We start from the raw sequence: 888 nt of genomic DNA on the forward strand, positions 1-888 counted from the left end.
ATGCTGGGAAAAAACTTCTGAGGCCCGGTTCGAGGCGACGAGCTGTGGACTGGGCTATGAAGGAGAAGAGCTACACGCAACGGCGGGCCTGCACCCTTGCCGGAATCGATCCGCGCGTCTATCGGCGCCGGCCAAACCGCCCGGAGGACAAGGAACTGCGCCAAAGGTTGCGCGAGCTGTCGTCTGAACGACGGCGGTTTGGCTATCGACGGCTGCACATCCTGTTGAAGCGCGAGGGCTGGGCCGTGAACTGGAAGAGGCTCTACAGGATCTACAAGGAAGAGGGGCTCACCGTGCGCAAGCGGGGCGGCAGGAAGCGAGCTCTCGGCACCAGGGCGCCGATGGCGATCCCGCAGGGACCGAACCAGCGATGGAGCCTCGACTTTGTGTCTGACAGCCTGTCCTGCGGCCGTCGGTTCCGCATCTTGAACGTGATCGACGACTTCAGCCGGGAATGTCTGGCGGCCGTTGTTGACACTTCACTGTCTGGCATCCGTGTCGCTCGCGAACTGGACCGGATCGCCGAGATGCGAGGATACCCGTGCATGGTGGTCTCAGACAATGGAACAGAGCTCACCTCGAACGCGATCCTGAAGTGGCAGGAAGATCGCAAAGTCGAGTGGCATTACATCGCCCCGGGCAAACCCATGCAAAATGGGTTCGTTGAATCGTTCAATGGCCGAATGCGCGATGAACTTCTGAACGAGCACCTGTTCGACACCCTGCGCCATGCCCGCAATTTGGTGGCGGCATGGCGCGATGACTTCAACCACCACCGCCCGCATTCGAGCCTCGACGGGCTCACCCCGCGGGAGTATCACCAACGGTCAGAAGAGGACCAAACCCTGAACAGAGCTAACTTATAAACGCGGACTCCAAGGGGAGCAG

At 60.7% G+C, this 888-nt stretch carries 1 protein-coding gene; it reads left to right on the top strand.

The window, feature by feature from the left end:
* The coding region (locus J5474_RS22465; RefSeq protein ID WP_209364239.1) for an IS3 family transposase at nucleotides 1–866 on the top strand (866 nt) is incomplete at its 5' end.
* Nucleotides 867–888 lie beyond the last annotated feature (22 nt).

Origin of the sequence: Sagittula salina (genome assembly GCF_017813235.1) — a bacterium.
Lineage (GTDB): Bacteria > Pseudomonadota > Alphaproteobacteria > Rhodobacterales > Rhodobacteraceae > Sagittula > Sagittula salina.